At 62.7% G+C, this 19,343-nt stretch carries 15 protein-coding genes; 7 read left to right on the top strand and 8 right to left on the bottom strand.

Going from position 1 to position 19,343, the window contains the following annotated elements; genetic code table 11:
- Nucleotides 1–57 precede the first annotated feature (57 nt).
- Nucleotides 58–999 carry a LysR family transcriptional regulator gene (locus tag NX775_RS06520; protein ID WP_258835258.1) on the top strand — a complete coding sequence of 314 codons (942 nt, stop codon included), beginning with the start codon at nt 58–60 and terminating at the stop codon, nt 997–999.
- Between the two features lie 45 nt (nt 1,000–1,044).
- Here NX775_RS06520 and NX775_RS06515 read toward each other — a convergent pair whose 3' ends face one another.
- Together NX775_RS06515 and NX775_RS06510 are read right to left on the bottom strand one after the other, a co-directional pair.
- Nucleotides 1,045–2,709, bottom strand: coding sequence for a methyl-accepting chemotaxis protein (locus tag NX775_RS06515; protein WP_258835257.1), 1,665 nt, complete (start codon nt 2,707–2,709; stop codon nt 1,045–1,047).
- Nucleotides 2,710–2,969: 260 nt separating this feature from the next.
- Nucleotides 2,970–4,646 carry a methyl-accepting chemotaxis protein gene (locus NX775_RS06510; protein WP_258835256.1) on the bottom strand — a complete coding sequence of 559 codons (1,677 nt, stop codon included), beginning with the start codon at nt 4,644–4,646 and terminating at the stop codon, nt 2,970–2,972.
- A 348-nt stretch (nt 4,647–4,994) separates the two neighbouring features.
- On the opposite strand from NX775_RS06510, the gene NX775_RS06505 reads away from it, so the two are divergent.
- Nucleotides 4,995–5,534, top strand: coding sequence for an Xre family toxin-antitoxin system antitoxin (locus NX775_RS06505; RefSeq protein WP_258835255.1), 540 nt, complete (start codon nt 4,995–4,997; stop codon nt 5,532–5,534).
- Nucleotides 5,531–6,004, top strand: coding sequence for an RES family NAD+ phosphorylase (locus NX775_RS06500; RefSeq protein ID WP_258835254.1), 474 nt, complete (start codon nt 5,531–5,533; stop codon nt 6,002–6,004). The genes NX775_RS06505 and NX775_RS06500 overlap by 4 nt, the downstream gene beginning before the upstream one ends.
- A 29-nt stretch (nt 6,005–6,033) precedes the next feature.
- On the opposite strand, the gene NX775_RS06495 is transcribed toward NX775_RS06500, so the two are convergent.
- The 3 genes from NX775_RS06495 to NX775_RS06485 are packed head-to-tail and all read right to left on the bottom strand — an operon-like array spanning nt 6,034 to nt 9,196.
- Nucleotides 6,034–7,257: an ABC transporter permease gene (locus NX775_RS06495; protein ID WP_258835253.1), complete on the bottom strand. Its 1,224-nt coding sequence runs from the start codon at nt 7,255–7,257 to the stop codon at nt 6,034–6,036.
- Nucleotides 7,254–7,988, bottom strand: coding sequence for an ABC transporter ATP-binding protein (locus NX775_RS06490; protein ID WP_258835252.1), 735 nt, complete (start codon nt 7,986–7,988; stop codon nt 7,254–7,256). Before NX775_RS06490 ends, NX775_RS06495 begins: the two co-directional genes overlap by 4 nt.
- On the bottom strand, nt 7,985–9,196 hold the full coding sequence (locus tag NX775_RS06485) for an efflux RND transporter periplasmic adaptor subunit (RefSeq protein ID WP_258835251.1): 1,212 nt from the start codon (nt 9,194–9,196) through the stop codon (nt 7,985–7,987). The genes NX775_RS06490 and NX775_RS06485 overlap by 4 nt, the downstream gene beginning before the upstream one ends.
- Before the next feature lie 172 nt (nt 9,197–9,368).
- Between NX775_RS06485 and rpiA the strand changes: the two genes are divergently transcribed.
- Nucleotides 9,369–10,046 carry a ribose-5-phosphate isomerase RpiA gene (gene rpiA / locus NX775_RS06480; protein WP_258835250.1) on the top strand — a complete coding sequence of 226 codons (678 nt, stop codon included), beginning with the start codon at nt 9,369–9,371 and terminating at the stop codon, nt 10,044–10,046.
- 13 nt (nt 10,047–10,059) lie between these two features.
- The gene (locus NX775_RS06475; RefSeq protein WP_258835249.1) at nt 10,060–10,386 is read left to right on the top strand and encodes a hypothetical protein; all 327 of its coding nucleotides are present in this window, start codon (nt 10,060–10,062) and stop codon (nt 10,384–10,386) included.
- Nucleotides 10,387–10,462: 76 nt separating this feature from the next.
- Here NX775_RS06475 and NX775_RS06470 read toward each other — a convergent pair whose 3' ends face one another.
- Nucleotides 10,463–10,735 (bottom strand): oxidative damage protection protein, encoded by a 273-nt coding sequence (locus tag NX775_RS06470; protein ID WP_183555634.1) that lies wholly within the window; start codon nt 10,733–10,735, stop codon nt 10,463–10,465.
- Nucleotides 10,736–10,783: 48 nt separating this feature from the next.
- Nucleotides 10,784–12,097: an amino-acid N-acetyltransferase gene (gene argA, locus NX775_RS06465; RefSeq protein ID WP_258835248.1), complete on the bottom strand. Its 1,314-nt coding sequence runs from the start codon at nt 12,095–12,097 to the stop codon at nt 10,784–10,786.
- A 54-nt stretch (nt 12,098–12,151) separates the two neighbouring features.
- On the opposite strand from argA, the gene hrpA reads away from it, so the two are divergent.
- Complete coding sequence (hrpA, locus tag NX775_RS06460; protein WP_258835247.1) at nt 12,152–16,279, top strand: ATP-dependent RNA helicase HrpA; 4,128 nt, start codon at nt 12,152–12,154, stop codon at nt 16,277–16,279.
- Nucleotides 16,280–16,333: 54 nt separating this feature from the next.
- Here the strand turns inward: hrpA and NX775_RS06455 are convergent, their stop codons facing one another.
- Nucleotides 16,334–17,008 (bottom strand): PRC-barrel domain-containing protein, encoded by a 675-nt coding sequence (locus NX775_RS06455; RefSeq protein WP_258835246.1) that lies wholly within the window; start codon nt 17,006–17,008, stop codon nt 16,334–16,336.
- A 243-nt stretch (nt 17,009–17,251) separates the two neighbouring features.
- Between NX775_RS06455 and NX775_RS06450 the strand changes: the two genes are divergently transcribed.
- Complete coding sequence (locus NX775_RS06450) at nt 17,252–19,093, top strand: DEAD/DEAH box helicase (RefSeq protein ID WP_258835245.1); 1,842 nt, start codon at nt 17,252–17,254, stop codon at nt 19,091–19,093.
- The last annotated feature ends 250 nt before the right edge of the window (nt 19,094–19,343 follow it).

The raw sequence follows: 19,343 nt of genomic DNA, 5'->3' as shown, positions 1-19,343 counted from the left end.
TTGTAAAATGGATTTTTCCGATTGATTGTGCGGCTTTTTCGATAAGTGGCAGGCGCGATGCTTCCGAATATCTCCACCAAGCAGTTGCAGGCGTTCCTGGCGCTGGAGCAGCACCGGCATTTCACCCAGGCGGCCGAGCGCTGCCATCTGTCGCAATCGGCGTTCAGCGCCGTGATCCAGAAGCTCGAGGCTACCGTCGGCGCCAAGCTGGTCCAGCGCGACACGCGCAACGTCACCCTGACCACCGAAGGCGAACTGTTCGTGGAAGTGGCGCGCGCATTGCTGGCCGACCTTGATGCGGCCTTCACCGACATGGGCGACTTCATCGCGCGGCGCAAGGGCAGGGTGGCGCTGGCCGTGCTGCCATCGCTGGCGGCCAACGGCATACCCGAGGTCATCGCACACTACAAGGCCACCTATCCCGGCATCACGGTGCAGCTGTTCGACGCGCTGTCGGACCAATGCCTGCACCTGCTGCGCCAGGGCAGGGTCGATCTGGCGCTGACGGCGCCCGGGGCGAATCTGGCTGAATTTTCAACCCGTACGCTGTGCAGCGATCCGTTTTTCTTTGTCTGCCGGCGCGACCATCCGCTGGCGCGCAAGCGCAAAATCCGGATGCCCGATCTGGTGGGCTGCGAACTGATTCACCTTGCGCCATCGACCAGCGTGCGCCAGCACGTCGACCAGCTCACGCGGGGGCTCGACGTACGCCATTCCGGGCTTGAGGTGGAGCACCTGGCCACGGTGGCGGGCCTGATCGGGCAGGGACTCGGGGTGAGCCTCGTACCGGAGCTGACGCTGTTCCAGTTCCGCAGCCTGGACCTGATTGCCATCCCGCTCGATGCGGATGCCGTAGTGCGCCCGATCCTGATCGTCCAGCGCAAGGACCGGGCGTTATCGCACGCCGCGCAGGGCATGCTCGAATTGATCGAGGCGCGGCTGTCGGCCAATGGCAGGCAGCGTGGTGCGAAGCCGGTCGATGCGGGGTTGCGACTCTAGGCAACCCGTATCACGCGTGCGCCTGCAGGGCAGGAGCACAGCCCGTCAGGCGAGCGCTTCTTCTGCAAGCCTGACCGGTCCGGCTTGCCGTGTACTGGCGCGTGCCGGCGCCGGCGCGCGCACGACCAACGAGCGGCTACCACCAGCGCGCGGCGCTTCGCCATGCCCCACATTGAACACGCTGACCAGTTGCGCCAGCGCTGTCGCCTGCTCCTGCAACGCCGCCGCCGCCGCTGCTGCCTCTTCGACCAGCGCCGCATTCTGCTGCGTGACGCCATCCATCTGCGTAATGGCTTCGTTGACCTGTTCGATGCCCGTGGTCTGCTCGGCACTGGCCGACGCGATGTCGGCCATGATGTCGGTCACGCGCCCGATGCCCTGCACGATTTCCTGCATCGTCACGCCGGCTTCGTCCACCAGGTGCCCACCGGCCTCGACCTTCGTGACCGAGTCGCTGATCAGGCCCCGGATTTCTTTCGCTGCAGCGGCCGAGCGCTGCGCGAGGTTGCGCACTTCGCTTGCCACCACCGCGAAGCCACGACCCTGTTCGCCAGCACGCGCCGCTTCGACCGCGGCATTCAGGGCCAGAATATTGGTCTGGAACGCGATGCCGTCGATGACGGCGATGATGTCGCCGATCTTCTTCGACGAAGCATTGATCGACGCCATCGTCGAGACCACCTGCGACACCACCTGACCACCATGCGCCGCGATCTGGGATGCGTTCTTGGCCAGGACATTGGCCTCACGCGCATTGTCGGAGTTCTGGCGCACGGTGCTGGTGAACTCTTCCATCGAGGACGCGGTTTCTTCGAGCGAGCTGGCCTGCTCCTCGGTGCGGGAAGACAAATCCAGATTGCCCGACGAAATCTGACGCGACGCAGTGACGATGTTTTCAGTCCCGGTACGCACTTCGGTCACGGTCTTGCGCAGGCTCGTGCTCATCGTCTTGAGCGCATCGAGCAAGTCGCCGACTTCGTCACGCGATTCGGCGCGGATTTCAGTTGTCAGGTCGCCGGAAGCAACCTGACGCGCCAGGCTCACGGCGCGTTTGAGTGGCGTGGTGATGCTGCGGGCCAGCATCATCCCGAGCACGATACTGACGACCAGCCCGACCACTGCCAGTACGATCAGCGAGCGTCGTGCAGACTGGTCAAGAACCTCGATATGATCATTGGCATTCTTGAACAGCGTCTGCTGAAAGGCCGCGACTTTATTGACGCTCTCGGTGTAGGCGAGCATCGCCGGGATTACTTTTTGTTCAAAGTGTGACTGGACCTGCTGATTGTCCAGACCCAGTTCCCGCTTGAGCTTGTAAGCCGTGTTGCGCGCGTCAATGTAGGTCGTGCGGCGGGTCGCCACGGTGGCGATCAATGCCTTGCCTTCGTCACTTTTTATCAGCGATTCCAGCTCGTCCTGTACCTTGCTCACGTTGGCGCTGACCGCCTTCATTTCCTTCTCGTGGTAGGTCTCGTCTTCGGGGGACGTACTCTTGAAGCGGGCGATGGTGCTGACGCGGTTGACTGCCACACCCTGGCGCCATTCCGTGGCCAGCATGAATTTTTCAGAGGCCTCCGACATCTCTGTCTTCGCATTTGAAATCTGGAAGAGTTGCCATAGTGCGTTGCCTGCCATGAGGGCCATGAGGCCCACGATAATGGCGAGCGTCGCACCCAGGCGGGTGCCAATCTTGAGGTCCTTGATATTCATTTCTATTCCATTCCTGACAATGGGGGAGACGATCGTGGATGCCTTCAGATAATTGTACTTACAGGCAATCCTTGTTTCAGAATAATCCCTGATCGAGGCGTATTGACAGTGGGAATGAAAAATTCGTTGAATGTGTTGCTGGGAGTAAACGAAATAATATGTGAACATTACCTTGGGCAGGTAACGCGCATAATAACGTTGTAAAGATGGTTATTTCAGGCGCCATAACGGGCCGGCGCGGCCCGTTGTAGCAGACAGCATCAGGCGATGGCGTCTTCTTCGTCCTCGACTCGCTCGACATTGGTGCGCGATGGTGCTGCGCTGCGCACGGCCAGCGAACGCCCGGCCACGGTCGGCTGCGCAGCCTGGCGCATAGCACCCGGCCTGCCATGACCGACATTGAACACGCTGACCAACTGCGCCAGTGTCGTCGCCTGTTCCTGCAGCGATGCGGCGGCCGCCGCGGCTTCTTCCACCAGCGCCGCATTCTGCTGCGTCACGCCATCCATCTGCGTGATCGCTTCGTTGACCTGCTCGATGCCTGTTGACTGTTCGGCGCTGGCCAACGTGATGTCCGCCATGATCTCAGTCACGCGCCCGATGCCCTGCACGATTTCCTGCATCGTCACACCGGCTTCATCGACCAGGCGGCCACCGGCCTCGACCTTCGTGACCGAGTCGCTGATCAGGCCGCGAATTTCCTTTGCCGCCGCGGCCGAGCGCTGCGCGAGGTTGCGCACCTCGCTCGCCACCACGGCAAAGCCGCGGCCCTGTTCACCGGCGCGCGCGGCTTCCACTGCTGCATTCAGGGCCAGGATATTCGTCTGGAACGCGATGCCGTCGATGACGGCGATGATGTCGCCGATCTTTTTCGACGACGCGTTGATCGACGCCATCGTGGATACCACCTGCGACACGACTTCACCGCCATGCGCGGCGATCTGCGATGCATTCTTGGCCAGCACATTGGCCTGGCGTGCATTGTCGGCGTTCTGACGCACGGTGCTGGTCAGTTCTTCCATTGACGACGCCGTCTCTTCGAGCGAGCTGGCCTGCTGCTCGGTACGCGACGACAGGTCGAGATTGCCCGAGGCGATCTGCTGCGATGCGGTGACGATGGTCTCGGTGCCGGCGCGCACTTCAGTCACGGTCTTGAGCAGGTTGTCGTTCATGGTCTTGAGCGCCAGCACCAGGTCGCCCACTTCGTCGCGCGATTCGGCGCGGATATCCGCTGTCAGGTCGCCCGAGGCCACCTGGCGCGCCAGGCCCACTGCATGCGCCAACGGACGCGTGATGCTGCGCGTGAGCAGCCAGCCGCAGGCTGCACCGATGGCCAGCGCAGCGATGCCCAGGCCGATCAGGATGCGCGTTGCCGACACGACGATGGCGTCGATGCTGGTGTCCGCATCAGTGAACAATTGCTCTTGGTAGGCCGCAAGTTTCTCGATGGTGGCAACGTAGATGCGCATTTCGGGAATGACCTTGGTCTCGAAGAACGCCTTGACCTCGGCGTTGTCGGCGCCAAGCGCGCTCTTCATCTTGAAGCCCTCGTTGCGCATGACCGAATACTTGGCGCGTTCGGTTGCGATTTCCGCCAGCAGCGCCTTGCCCTGTTCGCTCTGGATCAGGGATTCGAGTTCTTTCTGCAGCTTGCCTGCCTTGTCGCTGATGACTTTCATCTGCGCGTCGTGGTACTTCTCGTCGACCGGATCGACACTCTTGTACTTGGCAACGGTGCTGACGCTGTTGGTGACGGTGCCCTGGCTCCACTCCTTGGCCAGCTTGGCGCGGTAGGACGTTTGCGCCATGGTCTGCTTGGCGTCGGCGATCCGCTCGAGCTGCCAGAAGGCGACGCCCAGCATCAGGACCATCAGGGCGAGAACGGCGGCAAAAGCGCCGCCAAGGCGAACGCCGATTTTAAGATCATTGATTTTCATAGTATCCGTTCAGGTAGCAAGTGATGCCCCGACAATCTGATGAAGCCGGGGTGTGCATCGTGCCGGGAACGCAGGTGCACAGCGGCAAGCGTAAACGCAGGCACGCCGGTTGGACATCAATAAATCCGGTAATATCGATAATTGTTGCTTGTGCGAAACAATATGATACTTGGTTGTTATTATTCGATAACGATTGCATATCTGAGTTATCGACGAACCAATGCCGGAGAATGGATCGGCCATAACGCGGGGCTATGGAAGGTGGATCTATTCAACACGCAGCCCAGACCGCCCGGCATTTGCATTTTGACTCATTTGATCTATACTTCCGTCTTAAAGGAGACGATCATGTCAAATCCCAAGGTATTGGCAGAAGTCGCCCCGGCACCTCGCAAAGCCCGTGCCGGCGCCAGCATGGTGAAGCGCGTTCAGCCGCAAACGGTTGCCCGCAACGCCACAGTCAGCGACGGCGTGCAAGTCTATCGCCTCGATCCTCAGGCACGCATTGCGGTCATCCGCCAGGGTATCTCTGCCGCAACGATCAGCAGCCTGTCGGCGCGCATGGGCATGAGCAAAGAGTATCTGTTGTCCAGCCTCGGGCTGTCCCGTGCCACCATCAGTCGCAAGGAAAAAGACGCGACGCTGCTGTCCAGCGACGAGTCTGAACGGGTACTGGGCGTCGAAGCCCTGATTGGCATGGTGCAGACCATGGTCGAGCAGTCCGGCGATCCGGCCGGATTTAATGCAGCCCGCTGGGTTTCCGACTGGCTGACCAGTCCACTGCCGGCGCTGGCCGGCGCAACTCCGGCCAGCTACATGGATACATTCGAGGGGCAGAAACTCGTCGCCGAACTGCTGTCCATGAGCCAGAGCGGGGCGTACGCGTGACCGTGGCGGTGTGGCGCATTGCAGTCGAAGCGCCGACCTATGCCGCCAATGATCTGAATGGCACCGGCGCCAAGATGACGGGCGGGCGCTGGAACAGCAAAGGAACACCCGTCGTGTACTGCGCCATGAATATCGCGCTGGCCACGCTCGAAACCGTACATTACCTGCGTAGCGGCGGCCTGCCGTTCAATCGCTATCTGGTGCGGATCGACATTCCGGACCGGGTGTGGGATGCGCGTCGGGTGCTCGATCCGCTGCCCGGCGGTTGGGATGCGATTCCGGCAGGCCTGGCCGCCCGGACCACTGGCGACGCCTGGATTGCATCGGGCGACTCGGCGCTCCTGCTTGTCCCTTCCGTCATCGTGCCGGACGAATACAATGTGCTGATCAATCCGCACCACGGCGATGCCGGAACGATCGTCGCAACGACCCTCAAGCGCTGGACGTACGACCCGCGCTTCTTTTCCTGATCCCGGACTCCTGTTGTTCCGGGAGGATGTCATTCATAGCGCAGGCAATCCACCGGCAGCAGACGCGAGGCGCGCCGGGCCGGATAAAAGCCGAAGAACACGCCCACCGCCGTGGCAAACCCGCACGCCACCATCACCGCGCTGATGGTGAGATAGACCTCAAAATCGGCAAACTTCGTGATCAGCGCCGCGCCGCCGGCGGCAATGGCAATGCCGACCAGGCCACCGGCCAGGCAGATCACCACCGCCTCGGCCAGGAACTGCATCAGCACGTCGTTGGGCCGCGCGCCGATGGCCATGCGGATGCCGATCTCGCGCGTGCGCTCGGTCACCGACACCAGCATGATGTTCATGATGCCGATGCCGCCAACCAGCAGCGAGATCGCGCCGATCAGACCAAGCAGCAGCGCCACGCCGGCCGTGATCTTGTTGGCCGTCTCGGCGATGGTATTGAGGTTCTGTACCCGGAAGTCGTCGGGATCGTCGACGCGGATCCGGTGCCGGCTGCGGATGACTTCCTTGATGTCCTCGATCGCATCCGTCATCGCCACCCCGGGCCGGCCCTGCGCATTGATGTAGTGGACATTCTGCGGAAACGGCGACTTGACCAGGTTGGCGCTGGCCGCCGTGATCGGCACCAGGATCTGTTCGGCCAGGTCGGTGCCGTCGGTCTGGCGGCCTTCGCCGGCCAGCACGCCCACCACCTGGAACGCGACGTTCTCGATGCGCAGGAGCTTTCCGAGTGGGTCGGCGCGGTAAAAGAACTGGTCCGCCACCTTCTGGCCGATCACCACCAGGCGCGCGCTGGCGCGCACGTCGCTTTCGCTGAACAGTGTGCCCTGGTCGACCTTCCAGTTACGGATCGTGAACATCGCCGGCGTCACGCCGATGACCATGCTGCTGGCGTTCTCGTTGCCGGCCGTGACCTTGAAGCTGCCCTGCAGCGCCGGCGCGGCGCCGGTCAGGCTGGGCAGCGCGTTGAGTGCTTCGGCATCGTCCAGCGTGAGCACCGCGACCTTGCCTTCGCGGGCGCGCTGGGCGGCCGTGCGGTCGCCCCCCGGCATCACGTAGACCATGTTCGTGCCCAGCATCTGCAACTGCTTGCCGATGAAGCGCTGCATGCTGTCGCCCAGTGCCAGCAGCAGCACGACCGATGCGATGCCGATCACGATGCCCAGCATCGTCAGGGCAGTGCGCAGCCGGTTGGCCGCCATTGAACGGAACGACTCGATCAGGACCTGGACCAGGTTCATCGCGCGACTCCCGCCTGGCTGTTCGCCAGTTGCAGGCCTTCGGCTGCCGGGCCGTCGTACAGCACGCGGCCATCCTTCAGGCGCACCAGGCGCCGGCTGTAAGCGGCGACATCGGGTTCGTGCGTCACCAGCACGATCGTGATGCCGCGCTCGCGGTTCAGGGTGCCGAAGCTGGTCATGATATCGTCGCTCGTGTGGGTGTCGAGGTTACCGGTGGGTTCATCGGCCAGCAGCAGCGGCGGATCGGTCACCAGCGCGCGTGCGATCGCCACACGCTGCTGCTGGCCGCCCGACAGCTGGCTCGGGGTGCGTCTGGCAAATTCGCCCAGGCCCACGCGCTCGAGTTCCTGTACCGCGCGCGCCTGCGCCTTCGCGCGGCCCATGCCACCATAGATCAGGGGCAGGGCGACGTTCTCCGCCACGCTCATGCGCTTGATGAGATTAAAGCTCTGGAATACGAAGCCGATCGTGCGGTTGCGGATGTCGGCCAGTTCGGCGCGGCCCAGCGTGCGCGTGTCGACGCCATTGAGCAGGTAGGTGCCGCCGGTCGCCTGGTCGAGGCAACCGAGGATGTTCATCAGTGTCGATTTGCCAGAACCCGACTGGCCCATGACCGAGACGAAGTCGCCGTGCTCCACGCGCAGGTCGACACCATGCAGCACCGGGGTTTCAACCGCGCCGCTCAGGTAAGTCTTCACCACGCCGCGGATGTCGATCAGCGGCCCTGTCATGGATTCTCCGGCGTGGCCAGTGAGCGGGTGACGACGCGGTCGCCCGGCGTGATGTCGCCCGAGACGACTTCGGTATAGCGGAAGTTCGACAGGCCGGCGCGGATATCGACCGGTTGCGGGTGGTTCATTGCGTCCAGCTTGTAAATCTTGAAGATGCGCGTGGTGTCGCTCGCGTTGCGAAACGCGATGTCGTCGTCCTTGACCGGCACCGGTGGCGGGGGAGCAGCGACAGCGCCCGGTTTGGCGTCCTTGTTGCGCTTGCGCTCGGCCTCCTGCTCTTCTTCCGACAGGCGGAAGCGCAGCGCAGTGGTCGGGATGCGCAGCACGTCCGGACGATTCGCCACCACCAGCCGCACCTGCGCCGTCATGCCGGGCTTGAGCAGTTCGTCGACGTTGTCGACGTCGAGCACCACGTTGTACGTGACGACGTTCTGCACGACGTTCGGCGCGAGGCGGAACTGGCGCATCGTGGCGGCAAATTCGCGGTCGGGATAGGCATCGACGACGAAGCGCGCCGGCAGGCCGTCCTTGAGCTGGCCGACGTCGGCTTCGGACACGCTGGTATCGATCTGCATCTTGGTCAGGTCTTGCGCGATCTGGAACAGGTTCGGCGTGTTGAACGACGCCGCCACGGTCTGGCCCAGGTCGATCGTGCGCTTGATCACGACGCCGTCGATCGGCGAGCGAATCACGCTGTTGTTCAGGTCCGCCCTGGCGCGGTCGTGCTGCGCCTGTGCCAGCGTCAGATTCGCCTGCGCGACCTGCATCTCGCGCTTGGACTGGTCGAGCGCGAGGCCGGACAGGAAGTTCTGCGCCACCAGCTGCTCGTTGCGCTCGAACGTGGCCTGGGCCAGGCGCAGGCTGGCGCGCGCCGACGCGATGTTCGCTTCGGCCTGGCGCACCTGCGCGTTGAAGATGGTCGGCTCGAGCTTGAGCAGCACCTGGCCTTTTTTCACGCGGTCGTTGAAGTCGGCGTTCAGTTCGGCCACGGTGCCCGACACCTGCGAGCCGACATTGATCAGCGCGACCGGATTAATGGTGCCGGTGGCGGTCACGGTCTGGTTGATGGCGCCGCGGTCGACGACGGTGCTGCGGTATTTCGATGGTGGTACGGTGTCGTCCTTGCGCTTGACGACGGCAACGGCGACGGCGGCGGCGGCGAGGACGGCAACGGCGATGACAACGCGCTTCCTGGTGAAGATGTTCATTGTATGTATGCCAGATAAATACCAAATAAAGGCCGAGTTTGATGCACCCGTGCGCGAATGGCAATGCATGGCGCATTGGCAGGCCTGAAATCGGCGCCGAAGGCCCGCCAATTTTGGAAAAAGGGCGGCGCCGATCCGCTAGAATGGCGTATTTCCTTTTTACCGAAGCATCATGACTCAAGACGAACTGAAACAAGCCGTAGCGCGCGCCGCCATCGATTACGTGGTCGAAGGTGAAATCATCGGTGTGGGCACCGGCTCGACCGCCAACTTCTTCATCGACGAACTGGCAAAGATCAAGGACCGCATCAAGGGCACCGTCGCGTCGTCCGAAGCCACGGCAAGCCGCCTGCGCGGCCACGGCATCCCCGTGTTCGACCTGAACGACGTCGAATCGATGGCCGTCTACATCGACGGCGCCGACGAAATCAACGCGCAGGGCGCGATGATCAAGGGCGGTGGCGCGGCGCTCACGCGCGAAAAGATCGTCGCGTCGGTGGCAAAGAAATTTGTCTGCATCGCCGACGGTTCCAAGCTGGTCGAGACACTGGGCGCATTCGCGCTGCCGGTCGAAGTGATCCCGATGGCGCGCGCTTCGGTGATGCGCCAGCTGGCGGCGCTGGGTGGCCAGCCGAAGCTGCGCCTCAAGCCGGGGACCGATCAGGCGTTCATCACCGACAACGGCGGTGAACTGATCGATGTGGCGGGCCTGAAGATTACCGATCCGGTGGCGCTGGAAGAAAAAATCAACCAGATCGTCGGCGTGATCGCCGTTGGCCTGTTCGCCAAAGCCGGCGCCGATGTCTGCCTGCTCGGCACGGCGGACGGCGTCAAGACCCTGTCGCTGTAACCGGAACCCGACCATGAATCGTGCGCTGCTGCTGTCCGCTTCTTCGCTCGCTGCCTTGCTGGCAGGGTGTTCAGTCTTTGGCAGTTCGATCGATCTGTCCGAGCCTGCCGTTGCCGCGCCAGTTGCATCGACCGACGTGACTGCGATCCAGCGCACGCCGTTCAAGGTCGGCGAATCGTCGCACACGGTCGAGAAGCTGGCTAAGGCGCAGGCCTGCACCAGCATGCAGGGCGCGGGGCTGGTGACCGAGCCGGGGCCGATCGAGGTCTACCGGATGCAGTGCCAGAATGGCCAGGTGTTCATGGCGCGCTGCGAGCTGCGCCAGTGCAAACGGATGTAAGACACCAGGCGTAAAAAATCCCGCTCGCGGCCAGTGCCCCGAGCGGGATTTTTTTTATGCGCACAGCGCGGCGTGCTTACACCGGTGGCGGCACGTAGCCCATTGCCTGATCGGCGCCTTCGCCGAAGAAGTGCTTCTCCAGCTGCGTCGCCAGGTATTTGCGCGCGCGGTCGTCGGCCAGGTTCAGGCGGTTTTCGTTGATCAGCATGGTCTGGTGCTTGAGCCATGCCTGCCAGGCTTCTTTCGACACCTGCAGGTACAGCTTCTTGCCCATTTCGCCAGGGACCGGTGGGTAATCCAGGCCTTCGGCTTCCTTGTTCAGTTTGATGCAGTGGACGGTGCGGGCCATCGAGTACTCCTGTTATTCGTTCGGTGATTCGGTCATGTAAGACGCGTATTATAAAGTCTTGATCAAGACCTGTGAGCGGCGCTGCCAGTTGTACATGTGCTGCCTGTCTTTCGGCAGGTCGTCCACCGTGGCCGGCACGAAGCCGCGCTTCTTGAACCAGTGCGACGTGCGCGTGGTCAGCACGAACAGCTTGGTCAGGCCGGCCGCGCGGGCGCGGTTTTCCATGTGCTTGAGGATGCGCTCACCGTCGCCCTGCGTCTGCGCATCCTGGCTCACGGTCAGGCAGGCCATCTCGCCCATCTTCGATTCGGGGAACGGATACAGCGCGGCGCAGCCGAAGATCACGCCATCGTGGTCAATCACCGAGAACTGGTCGATCTCGCGTTCGATCAGCTCGCGGCCGCGATACACCAGCGTGCCGTCGGCTTCGAGTGGCTCGATGAGCTTGATAATTCCGCCAACGTCCTCAATTGTGGCCTGACGCAGGCTTTCGAGGTTCTCGTGGCTGATCATGGTACCCACGCCATCGTGCGTGAAGACCTCGAGCAGCGCCGAGCCGTCCATCTCGAATGGAATGATGTGGGCGCGATCGACACCGGCATTGCAGGCCTTGATCGCGTGCTGCATGTAGAACGCGGCCGAGTCGGACAGGAAGCCCGCCTGCAGCACGGCTTCGGCCATGTGCGACGACAGCTCGCGGATCTCGGTGCCGGCCGCGTCGACGATCATCGGCGTTTCGGTAATGAAGATCAGCTTGTCGGCGTGCAGCGCAATGGCGGCCGATGCGGCGACGTCTTCCAGCGTGAGGTTGAAGATTTCACCGGTGGGCGAGAAACCCAGCGGCGAGAGCAGCACCAGGTTGTCTTCGGTCTGCAGGATCGGGTGGATTTTTTCGGCGGCGATCTTGCGCGTGACGCCCGTGAGTTCGAAGTCGACGCCGTCGATCACGCCAAGCGGGCGGGCGACGACGAAGTTGCCCGAGACGATGCTGATCTGGGCGTTGGACATCGGCGTGTTGGGCAGGCCCTGGCTGAAGGCGGCTTCGATATCGAGGCGCAGTTCGCCGGCGGCTTCTTTCGCGCATTCGAGGGCGGCAGTGTCGGTGACGCGCACGCCGTTGTGAAAGCGCCCCTCGACGTTACGCAGATCGAGCTGTTCGGCCACCTGTGGACGCGAGCCGTGCACCAGCACGATCCGGATGCCCAGGCCAACCAGGAGTGACAAGTCCTGCGCCAGTACCGGTAGCGCGCCGGCAGCAACGAGCTCGCCGGGGAAGGCGACCACGAAGGTCTTGCCGCCGAATGCGTGAATGTACGGCGCGACCGAGCGCAGCCACTGGACGAATTGGGTAGGAGTTTCCATTTGCCGCATTATAATTCGCTGCGCGATGTGCGCACCAAAACCTTGTAAAAATCAATGTCTGAACAGAGTAACAAGCCTTCGCAACGACCGGCGCGCGCCGTAGACGCCACCTCCAACGCCACTGCGGCCCCTGCACCTGCCCAGCCACGTCCACGCCGCGCGCGTGGCGAGGGGCAGCCACGCCAGGAGCGCCCGCCCCGCGAGGATGTTCCCCGCGAGCGCAATCCGCTGCCGCCGATTACCTTCCCCGAAGACTTGCCGGTCTCGGGCCGGCGCGCCGAAATCGCCAAGGCGATCCAGGAGAACCAGGTCGTCATCGTCTCGGGCGAAACCGGTTCGGGCAAGACCACCCAGCTGCCGAAGATCTGCCTGGAACTGGGCCGCGGCAGTAAGGGCCTGATCGGCCACACGCAGCCGCGCCGGATCGCCGCGTCGTCCACCGCCAAGCGCATCGCGCAGGAGCTGGGCACGCCGCTGGGCGAGCACGTGGGCTTCAAGGTGCGCTTCAACGACACGCTGCAAAAGGGCGCGTCGGTCAAGCTGATGACCGACGGTATCCTGCTGGCCGAAACGCAGACCGATCCGCTGCTGCGCAACTACGACACGATCATCATCGACGAGGCGCACGAGCGCAGCCTGAACATCGACTTTTTGCTCGGCTATCTGAAGCAGCTGATGCCGCGCCGGCCGGACTTGAAGATCATCATCACGTCGGCGACGATCGACGCCGAGCGCTTCGCGCGCCACTTCGGCAAGGGCGATGGGGCGGACCTGAAACCGGCGCCGGTGATCGAGGTGTCGGGCCGCCTGTACGCGGTGGAGGTGCGTTATCGCGCGGTCGATCGTGATCCGGTCGCGGGCGTCAATACGCCCAAGCCTGCGCAGGCCTCCGATGCTGCACCGAACCTCGCGCCGAGAGCGCAAGCCGCGCGCGACAAACGCGACCTGATGGATGCCGTGGTCGATGGCGTCGATGAAGTGTGCCGTTTGGGGCAGGGCGACGTGCTCGTGTTCTTGCCGGGCGAGCGCGAAATCCGCGATTGCGCCGAGGCGCTGCGCAAGCACCATCCGCCGCATGTCGAGATCCTGCCGCTGTTCGCGCGCCTGTCGGTCGAAGAACAGGATCGCGTGTTCCGCACGACGAATGCGCGCCGCATCGTGTTGTCGACCAACGTGGCTGAGACGTCGCTGACCGTGCCGGGCATCCGCTACGTGGTCGACACCGGCCTGGCGCGCGTGAAGCGTTACAGCTTCAGGAACAAGGTCGAGCAGTTGCAGGTCGAGCCGATCGCGCAGTCGGCCGCCAATCAGCGCGCCGGCCGTTGCGGCCGCGTGGCCGATGGCGTCTGCATCCGCCTGTTCGAAGAAGACGATTTCCTCAAGCGCCCCAAGTTTACCGAACCCGAAATCCTGCGCTCGTCGCTGGCCGCCGTCATCCTGCGCATGAAGGCGCTGCGCCTGACGGACGTGGAGACGTTCCCGTTCATCGAGGCGCCGCAGGGCCGCGCGATCGCCGACGGCTACCAGCTGCTGCAAGAGGTTGGCGCGGTCGACGACACCAATGAACTCACGCCGCTGGGCCGCAAGCTGGCCAAGCTGCCGCTCGACCCGCGCGTGGGCCGCATGATCCTCGCGGCGCTCGACAACGGCTGCCTGACCGAGATGCTGATCGTGGCCTCGGCCCTGTCCACGCAGGATCCGCGCGACCGCCCCATCGAGTACCAGCAGCAGGCCGACGAGAAGCACAAGAAATTCGCCGACGAGCGCTCGGAATTCCTCAGCTACCTGAAGATCTGGGCCTGGTTCGAAGACGCGATCGAGCACAAGAAAACCAATCGCCAGTTGCAGGAAAACTGCCGCGCCAACTTCCTGTCGCAGGTGCGCCTGCGCGAGTGGCGCGATGTGCATTCACAGCTTTTGACCATCGTGCGCGAGCAGGGCTGGCGCCTGAACGAGTCGCCGGCGACGTACGAACAGCTGCACATCTCGCTGCTCACCGGTTTGCTGGGCAATATCGGCTTCAAGGCCGAGGACGAGCAAGCCGGCATCTACCTGGGCGCGCGCGGCATCAAGTTCCACATCTGGCCCGGCTCGACGCTGGGCAAGAAGGCAGGGCGCTGGATCATGGCGGCCGAACTGGTCGAGACCACGCGCCTGTATGCGCGCACGATCGCGCAGATCCAGCCGGAGTGGGTCGAGAAGGTCGGCGCGCACCTGCTGAAAAAATCGTGGGGCGAGCCGCGCTGGGAGAAGAAGCAGGCACAGGTCACGGCGCTCGAACGCGCGACGCTGCACGGCATCGTCATCTACGGCGCGCGCCGCATCAATTACGGCCAGCGCAATCCAACCGAAGCGCGCGAGATCTTCATCCGCGACGCGCTGGTTGCGGGCGACTATGAAACGCGCCTGCCGTTTTACATCCACAACCACAAGCTGGTGAAGGACATCGAGAACCTCGAGCACAAGTCGCGCCGCCAGGACGTGCTGGTGGACGACCAGCTGATCGCAGCCTTCTACGACAGCGAGATCCCGCGCGACATCGTCAATGGTGCCGGTTTCGAGAAGTGGTACAAGGACGTCGCGCGCGAGAATCCGAAGCTGCTGTACCTGAACCGCGAAGAACTGATGCGGCACGAAGCGGCTGGCATCACCACCGAGTTGTTCCCGAAGACGATGACCGTCACCGGCATCGAGATGGGGCTGTCGTACCACTTCGAGCCGGGCAGCGTGCGCGATGGCGTCACGCTCGCCGTGCCGCTGTTCGCGCTGAACCAGATTCCGCAGGAGCGCGCGGCGTGGCTAGTGCCAGGGATGATCAAGGAAAAGGTGCACCTGCTGCTTAAGTCACTGCCGCAAAAGCTGCGCCGCCACTGCGTGCCGCTGCCGGATTACGCGGCCAAGTTCGTCGAGCGCATCCACGCGGCCGGCACGTTCGGACGGGGCGACCTGATCGACGTGCTGATCGCGGACGTGCGCGCGCAGACCGGCACGCTGGTGCTGACGGCCGACTTCAAGATCGAAACGCTGCCGGCGCACATGTTCATGAACTTCAAGGTGATCGACGAGCACAGTCGCCAGCTGGACATGGGCCGCAACCTGGCCACGCTGCAGGCCGAACTGGGCGGGCAGGCGCGCGAGAGTTTCCAGAAGATGGCCGAGTCGGCGCCGGCATCGAGCAGCTCGCTCGCGCGGCTGGCGCGGCCTGGTGCAGTCGGTTCCGGCGCAGCTGCTGGCGCTGCTGCTGCACCCGCCGCGGCGCCGGCGGCCAAGGGCAAGGGCGCCCAGCCGGCCGCGCCGGCGGTGGCCTCGGCCAAAGGGGCATCGACCAGCAGCCAGCACACGGGCCTGACCGCGTGGACGTTTGGTGACCTGCCGGAGCTTTTGGAGATCAACCAGGGCAAGCTGACGCTGATCGGCTTCCCGGCGCTGGTGGACAAGATCACGCACTGCGATCTGGAAGTATTTGATGACCCGAACGTGGCGGCGCGCACGCACCGCGTGGGCCTGCGCCGCCTGTTCGCGCTGCAGTTCAAGGAGCAGCTCAAGTTCGCCGAGAAGAATATCCCCGGCCTGCAGGGCATGGGCATGCAGTTCATGAGCCTGGGTTCGCAGGAAGACCTGCGTGACCAGATCGTGGCCAAGGCGATCGACATCGCCTGCCTGCAGGATCCGCTGCCACTCAATGCAGCGCAGTTCAACGCGCGCCGTGACCAGGGCAAGGGCCGCATTGGCCTCTTGATCAACGAGGTGGCGCGCCTGGCGGGCCAGGTGCTGGCCGAATTCCACGGCATGCCCAAGCGGGTGCAAACGCTGCCGCAGGCGGTGTCGGCGGACATCATGGGCCAGTTGCAGGCGCTCGTGCACAAGCGCTTCATCGCGGACAACGAGTACAGCCAGCTGGCGCACTTCCCGCGCTATCTGAAGGGGATCAACGTGCGGCTGGAGAAGCTGCGCGGCAATCCGACGCGCGATGCGCAATTGATGGCGGAGTGGCAGTCGGCGGCGGCGCAGTTCCAGCGCACGCTCAAGAACATGGGGTCGAAGAACAACGATCCGCGCATGATCGAGTTCCGCTGGATGCTCGAAGAACTGCGGGTGTCGCTGTTCGCGCAGGAGTTGAGAACACCGATGCCGGTGTCGGCCAAGCGTTTGCAGAAGGTGTGGGAGTCGATGCAGCGGTAATGACGGTGCATGGCTGACGGCGGCGCCGCCAGCCATTGGAAAGTCGCCGTTCAATCAGCCGATATTGCTGCCCCGGATCCGGCTCAGATCGTCGTCGTCGCCCAGGTTGCCGGCGCGTGGATCCAGACTCGCGCCCGAGCCCTGATTGAGCGACGAGTCGCTCATGCTGCTGCCCGATCCGGCCACGCTGGCCGAACCCGCCGAGCCTGCGCCCATGCTCGAACCCATGTTCGAGCCCATTGCGCCGCCGGCGTAGGTGCTGCTGCCGGTGCCCGCGCCGCCCATGCCAGCCGTCGGGACGCCAGGTCCCATGGACGGTGCGCCCGAACGTTGCGGGTCGGTGCCATAGAAATCGTGGACGTCGCCGGCCCAGGTGGTGTCGGCCATGTCGGGCCACGCGTCCTTGTCGAAACCCGGCGCGGATTTCAGGCGATCTTTTTCGACGCCCAGCACGAAACGCTTGTTGACCGTGTCGAGGTGCAGCGCCTGCCATGGCACGGCGAACAGTTTCTCGCCCATGCCCAAAAAGCCGCCGAAGGCCAGCACGGCGTAAGCAACCTGACCGGTCTGCATGTCGAGCATGATTTCCTTGATCTCACCAAGGTCTTCTTCGTTGGCATTGACAACATTTTCGCCAATCAAAGTGTCAGCCCCCATCAGCGATGGTCCCGGACCTGCGATGGAGCTGTCCTTGTACATGCCATATTTGTCGCGATCTGCGTAGCCCATATGTTCCTCCATGTAACGTTGTGAACAGTGCCCGCGGCCAACCCGATCTGGACCAACCGTCGCCCTGTCACGCCATGGTAGGACGCTATTGGATTGGGGCGCGCGCGCCAGCGCTTCGGGCCGGGTGCATTCTCTGGCGACGGCAAAATGCAACAAACAATACTAATGCATTACAGAAATACTATTTTTACCGGTTTCCCTTGCACTGATCGGCTACATTGATGGATCGACAGGAATACGTTAATGGCAATTCTCATCCCATCACTCAGTGCCAGCACGGCGCGCATGACCTCTGGTGAACGGCGCTTCGCTGTGCGCCTCGAAGACAAACTCGAAGATGACTACCTGTGCTGGTATGACGTGAGCATCGGCGCGCGCAATCAGCATCCCGACTTCATCGTGTTTCATCCTGCACGAGGCTTGCTGGTGCTGGAAGTAAAGGACTGGCGTCTCGGCACCCTGGTCAGTATCGACAAGCAGCACGCCGTGATCGTGACCGATGCCGGTACCAAGCAGGTCTTGAATCCACTGGAGCAGGCGCGCCAGTATCTGTATGCCGTCACCAACAAACTCGAGGGCGATCCGATGCTGATCTGGCCATCGGGTAGCTTGAAAGGGAAGTTTTTCTTTCCCTATGGTTGTGGGGTCGTGCTGAGCAATATCACGCGCAAGCAATTTGACGATGGCGCGTTGGGCGAGGTTCTTCCGGCGCACCTCGTTATTTGTCAGGACGAGATGACGGAGAGTGTGGACGACGAAGCGTTTCAGGCGCGGTTATGGGGGATGTTCCCCATCAAGTTCAAGATGAAGCCGTCATTGCCGCAAATTGACCGTGTGCGCTGGCATATGTTTCCTGAAGTGCGTATTGGCGTTCAGGCCGATCAGTGCGAAGAACATGGCCAGATTAGTACGGAAATCCCTGACCTCATCCGTGTCATGGACCTGCAGCAAGAGCAGCTGGCGCGCAGTCTGGGTGAAGGGCATCGCGTGATTCACGGCGTGGCGGGTTCGGGCAAAACGCTGATCCTGGGTTATCGCGCCGAGCATCTCGCAAAGCTGAGCCAGCGGCCGATTGCGATCCTTTGCTACAACAAGACCCTGGCAGCCAAGCTGGCCGCCATGATCGAGCAAAAGGGGCTGGGCGATAAAATCGTGGCCATCAATTTCCACGCATGGTGCATGCGTCAACTTGACACCTATCACGTCGACAAGCCCGCCAAGACAGCCGATCTGGATGCTTATTTCGAGGCGTGCATCGATAGCGTGATCCGGGGCGTGGACAGCGATCTGATTCCCCGGGGGCAGTACGACGCCGTACTGATCGACGAGGGACATGACTTCAAACCGGCCTGGTTCAAGCTGATCGTTCAGATGGTCAATCCTGAAACCAAGTCGCTGCTGGTCTTGTACGACGATGCGCAGTCGATTTATCACACGGCAAAGAAGCTGAAATTCTCGTTCTCGAGTGTCGGCGTGCAGGCAGCAGGGCGCACCACCATCCTGAAACTCAATTATCGGAACACCGCCGAAATCCTGGCGGTGGCGCGCGCCTTTGCCGCCGAGCTGCTCACCGCCCACAATACCGAGGACGACGAAGCGCCGACGGTCCAGCCGATGAGCACGGGCCGGCATGGTCCGAAGCCGATTCTGGTGCAACTGCCGAGTCTGCAGAAAGAAGCTGAATTTCTGGCCGATAAACTCGCTGCGGCCAGCAAGACCGGCACGCCATGGGGCGAGATGGCGCTGATCTATCGGCGTTATGGCGTCGCTAAAGTACTGGCCGAGGTGCTGAAGCGCCGCGACATTCCGTTTCAGTGGCCGCAGGTAAAAGGTGCGGCATATTCGCCGGTACACGACAGCGTCAAGCTGATCACCATGCACAGCAGCAAGGGGCTGGAGTTTTCACTGGTAGGCATTCCTGGCCTTGGCGCAGAGTTCAAGGATGAGGATGTCGTCGAAGACGAGGCGCGCCTGCTGTATGTGGCCATGACCCGCGCTACACACGAGCTGGTGATGACCTGCGATGGCATCACAGCCCATACAGACAAGCTCAAACGCGCAATGACGGTGCTGGAAACAATGTGAGTGTTGCGTAATCGCACGGCCATGAAGCGACTTGATGCCAGCAGGTAAGACTATGCGAACCAGCGTACAGAAGAGCTGGATGGCAATGGTTAATCTGCAAAGCAATACTTTGGAGAACAATCATGACCGTCACCTCACGCTGCAGCAACGCCGGACCGCTGGGCCGCCGGATCCCGACCCGCCCGTTCGCGGCGTTGCTGGTGCGTCTGCTGCGTCGCCGCTGAGCACGCAGGTTGACTAGTCCACCCGG

The sequence above is a fragment of the Massilia aurea genome (assembly GCF_024753205.1).
Lineage (GTDB): Bacteria > Pseudomonadota > Gammaproteobacteria > Burkholderiales > Burkholderiaceae_D > Telluria > Telluria aurea.
Note: the sequence above shows the minus strand (reverse complement) of the source record. Positions and strands in the feature narration are given on the sequence as shown.